The 5138-nt window shown below is 51.4% G+C and carries 2 tRNA genes and 3 rRNA genes; all 5 read right to left on the minus strand.

Going from position 1 to position 5138, the window contains the following annotated elements:
- Positions 1 to 46: 46 nt before the first annotated feature.
- A 5S ribosomal RNA gene (gene rrf, locus AC0Z5Z_RS26595) occupies positions 47 to 162 on the minus strand.
- A 154-nt stretch (positions 163 to 316) separates the two neighbouring features.
- A 23S ribosomal RNA gene (locus AC0Z5Z_RS26600) occupies positions 317 to 3210 on the minus strand.
- A 238-nt stretch (positions 3211 to 3448) separates the two neighbouring features.
- Positions 3449 to 3524: transfer RNA gene (locus tag AC0Z5Z_RS26605), tRNA-Ala, on the minus strand.
- A gap of 10 nt (positions 3525 to 3534) precedes the next feature.
- A tRNA-Ile gene (locus tag AC0Z5Z_RS26610) sits at positions 3535 to 3611 on the minus strand.
- Positions 3612 to 3734: 123 nt separating this feature from the next.
- Positions 3735 to 5138, minus strand: a 16S ribosomal RNA gene (locus AC0Z5Z_RS26615); the annotation flags it as partial.

The following is a 5138-nucleotide window of genomic DNA, read 5'->3' on the forward strand; positions in this document are numbered from 1 at the left end:
AAAACAAAACCCCAACTGCTTTCGCAATTGGGGTTTCGGAATTTAATCTTGACGATGACCTACTCTCACATGGGGAAACCCCACACTACCATCGGCGATGCATCGTTTCACTGCTGAGTTCGGGATGGGATCAGGTGGTTCCAACGCTCTATGGTCGTCAAGAAATTCGGGTACTGACTCGGGACCAGACGGCCTCGCTTCAGCAAATTGGGTATGTGACAGCTAGGTGTTTGTGAATTTCGAACTTTCGGTTCGTTTCGTCTTCACACACCGCAATCTGGTGCCTTTTCAGGTCAGCAAATTGCTTGGGTGTTATATGGTCAAGCCTCACGGGCAATTAGTATTGGTTAGCTCAACGCCTCACAGCGCTTACACACCCAACCTATCAACGTCGTAGTCTTCGACGGCCCTTCAGGGAACTCAAGGTTCCAGTGAGATCTCATCTTGAGGCAAGTTTCCCGCTTAGATGCTTTCAGCGGTTATCTTTCCCGAACATAGCTACCCGGCAATGCCACTGGCGTGACAACCGGAACACCAGAGGTTCGTCCACTCCGGTCCTCTCGTACTAGGAGCAGCCCCTCTCAAATCTCAAACGTCCACGGCAGATAGGGACCGAACTGTCTCACGACGTTCTAAACCCAGCTCGCGTACCACTTTAAATGGCGAACAGCCATACCCTTGGGACCGGCTTCAGCCCCAGGATGTGATGAGCCGACATCGAGGTGCCAAACACCGCCGTCGATATGAACTCTTGGGCGGTATCAGCCTGTTATCCCCGGAGTACCTTTTATCCGTTGAGCGATGGCCCTTCCATACAGAACCACCGGATCACTAAGACCTACTTTCGTACCTGCTCGACGTGTCTGTCTCGCAGTCAAGCGCGCTTTTGCCTTTATACTCTACGACCGATTTCCGACCGGTCTGAGCGCACCTTCGTACTCCTCCGTTACTCTTTAGGAGGAGACCGCCCCAGTCAAACTACCCACCATACACTGTCCTCGATCCGGATAACGGACCTGAGTTAGAACCTCAAAGTTGCCAGGGTGGTATTTCAAGGATGGCTCCACGCGAACTGGCGTCCACGCTTCAAAGCCTCCCACCTATCCTACACAAGCAAATTCAAAGTCCAGTGCAAAGCTATAGTAAAGGTTCACGGGGTCTTTCCGTCTAGCCGCGGATACACTGCATCTTCACAGCGATTTCAATTTCACTGAGTCTCGGGTGGAGACAGCGCCGCCATCGTTACGCCATTCGTGCAGGTCGGAACTTACCCGACAAGGAATTTCGCTACCTTAGGACCGTTATAGTTACGGCCGCCGTTTACCGGGGCTTCGATCAAGAGCTTCGCGTTAGCTAACCCCATCAATTAACCTTCCGGCACCGGGCAGGCGTCACACCCTATACGTCCACTTTCGTGTTTGCAGAGTGCTGTGTTTTTAATAAACAGTCGCAGCGGCCTGGTATCTTCGACCGGCATGAGCTTACGGAGCAAGTCCTTCACCCTCACCGGCGCACCTTCTCCCGAAGTTACGGTGCCATTTTGCCTAGTTCCTTCACCCGAGTTCTCTCAAGCGCCTTGGTATTCTCTACCCAACCACCTGTGTCGGTTTGGGGTACGGTTCCTGGTTACCTGAAGCTTAGAAGCTTTTCTTGGAAGCATGGCATCAACCACTTCGTCACCCAAAGGGTAACTCGTCATCAGCTCTCGGCCTTAAGATCCCGGATTTACCTAAGATCTCAGCCTACCACCTTAAACTTGGACAACCAACGCCAAGCTGGCCTAGCCTTCTCCGTCCCTCCATCGCAATAACCAGAAGTACAGGAATATTAACCTGTTTTCCATCGACTACGCTTTTCAGCCTCGCCTTAGGGACCGACTAACCCTGCGTCGATTAACGTTGCGCAGGAAACCTTGGTCTTTCGGCGTGGGTGTTTTTCACACCCATTGTCGTTACTCATGTCAGCATTCGCACTTCTGATACCTCCAGCAAGCTTCTCAACTCACCTTCACAGGCTTACAGAACGCTCCTCTACCGCATCACCCGAAGGTGATACCCGTAGCTTCGGTGTATGGTTTGAGCCCCGTTACATCTTCCGCGCAGGCCGACTCGACTAGTGAGCTATTACGCTTTCTTTAAAGGGTGGCTGCTTCTAAGCCAACCTCCTAGCTGTCTAAGCCTTCCCACATCGTTTCCCACTTAACCATAACTTTGGGACCTTAGCTGACGGTCTGGGTTGTTTCCCTTTTCACGACGGACGTTAGCACCCGCCGTGTGTCTCCCATGCTCGGCACTTGTAGGTATTCGGAGTTTGCATCGGTTTGGTAAGTCGGGATGACCCCCTAGCCGAAACAGTGCTCTACCCCCTACAGTGATACATGAGGCGCTACCTAAATAGCTTTCGAGGAGAACCAGCTATCTCCGAGCTTGATTAGCCTTTCACTCCGATCCACAGGTCATCCGCTAACTTTTCAACGGTAGTCGGTTCGGTCCTCCAGTCAGTGTTACCTAACCTTCAACCTGCCCATGGATAGATCGCCCGGTTTCGGGTCTATTCCCAGCGACTAGACGCCCTATTAAGACTCGCTTTCGCTACGCCTCCCCTATTCGGTTAAGCTCGCCACTGAAAATAAGTCGCTGACCCATTATACAAAAGGTACGCAGTCACAGAACAAAGTCTGCTCCCACTGCTTGTACGCATACGGTTTCAGGATCTATTTCACTCCCCTCTCCGGGGTTCTTTTCGCCTTTCCCTCACGGTACTAGTTCACTATCGGTCAGTCAGTAGTATTTAGCCTTGGAGGATGGTCCCCCCATATTCAGACAAAGTTTCTCGTGCTCCGTCCTACTCGATTTCATGACTAAGAGATTTTCGCGTACAGGGCTATCACCCACTATGGCCGCACTTTCCAGAGCGTTCCGCTAATCTCAAAGCCACTTAAGGGCTAGTCCCCGTTCGCTCGCCACTACTAAGGGAATCTCGGTTGATTTCTTTTCCTCAGGGTACTTAGATGTTTCAGTTCCCCTGGTTCGCCTCTTGCACCTATGTATTCAGTACAAGATAACCATCTTATGATGGCTGGGTTCCCCCATTCAGACATCTCCGGATCAAAGTCTGTTTGCCGACTCCCCGAAGCTTTTCGCAGGCTACCACGTCTTTCATCGCCTCTGACTGCCAAGGCATCCACCGTATGCGCTTCTTCACTTGACCATATAACCCCAAGCAATCTGGTTATACTGTGAAGACGACATTCGCCGAAAATTCGAATTTCTCAATTAAGAGAACTCACAAATTTTACCTTAGCCTGATCCGTTACCAGTGAAAGTAACGTTCAGTCTATCTTTCTATCACATACCCAAATTTTTAAAGAACGATCTAATCAAAAGACTAGAAATCAATATTCAGTACGAATATTCATTTCTAAACTCTCAAACTTCGAAGCAGTTTATGGTGGAGCCAAGCGGGATCGAACCGCTGACCTCCTGCGTGCAAGGCAGGCGCTCTCCCAGCTGAGCTATGGCCCCATAACAAAATTGGTGGGTCTGGGCAGATTCGAACTGCCGACCTCACCCTTATCAGGGGTGCGCTCTAACCAACTGAGCTACAGACCCAATTTCGAGCTTGTAACTGTTAGCTCAGAGCTATCAGCTTGGAGCTTAAAGCTGCTTCTATCGTCTTCTTCAATGAATCAAGCAATTCGTGTGGGAGCTCATGCAGCAGCTGATGTCGTCGATTAAGGAGGTGATCCAGCCGCAGGTTCCCCTACGGCTACCTTGTTACGACTTCACCCCAGTCATGAATCACACCGTGGTAACCGTCCTCCCGAAGGTTAGACTAGCTACTTCTGGTGCAACCCACTCCCATGGTGTGACGGGCGGTGTGTACAAGGCCCGGGAACGTATTCACCGCGACATTCTGATTCGCGATTACTAGCGATTCCGACTTCACGCAGTCGAGTTGCAGACTGCGATCCGGACTACGATCGGTTTTATGGGATTAGCTCCACCTCGCGGCTTGGCAACCCTTTGTACCGACCATTGTAGCACGTGTGTAGCCCAGGCCGTAAGGGCCATGATGACTTGACGTCATCCCCACCTTCCTCCGGTTTGTCACCGGCAGTCTCCTTAGAGTGCCCACCATTACGTGCTGGTAACTAAGGACAAGGGTTGCGCTCGTTACGGGACTTAACCCAACATCTCACGACACGAGCTGACGACAGCCATGCAGCACCTGTCTCAATGTTCCCGAAGGCACCAATCCATCTCTGGAAAGTTCATTGGATGTCAAGGCCTGGTAAGGTTCTTCGCGTTGCTTCGAATTAAACCACATGCTCCACCGCTTGTGCGGGCCCCCGTCAATTCATTTGAGTTTTAACCTTGCGGCCGTACTCCCCAGGCGGTCAACTTAATGCGTTAGCTGCGCCACTAAGAGCTCAAGGCTCCCAACGGCTAGTTGACATCGTTTACGGCGTGGACTACCAGGGTATCTAATCCTGTTTGCTCCCCACGCTTTCGCACCTCAGTGTCAGTATCAGTCCAGGTGGTCGCCTTCGCCACTGGTGTTCCTTCCTATATCTACGCATTTCACCGCTACACAGGAAATTCCACCACCCTCTACCATACTCTAGCTTGCCAGTTTTGGATGCAGTTCCCAGGTTGAGCCCGGGGATTTCACATCCAACTTAACAAACCACCTACGCGCGCTTTACGCCCAGTAATTCCGATTAACGCTTGCACCCTCTGTATTACCGCGGCTGCTGGCACAGAGTTAGCCGGTGCTTATTCTGTCGGTAACGTCAAAATTGCAGAGTATTAATCTACAACCCTTCCTCCCAACTTAAAGTGCTTTACAATCCGAAGACCTTCTTCACACACGCGGCATGGCTGGATCAGGCTTTCGCCCATTGTCCAATATTCCCCACTGCTGCCTCCCGTAGGAGTCTGGACCGTGTCTCAGTTCCAGTGTGACTGATCATCCTCTCAGACCAGTTACGGATCGTCGCCTTGGTGAGCCATTACCTCACCAACTAGCTAATCCGACCTAGGCTCATCTGATAGCGCAAGGCCCGAAGGTCCCCTGCTTTCTCCCGTAGGACGTATGCGGTATTAGCGTTCCTTTCGAAACGTTGTCCCCCACTA

Source organism: Pseudomonas sp. 1L-E-NC-VB-C3, assembly GCF_057291535.1.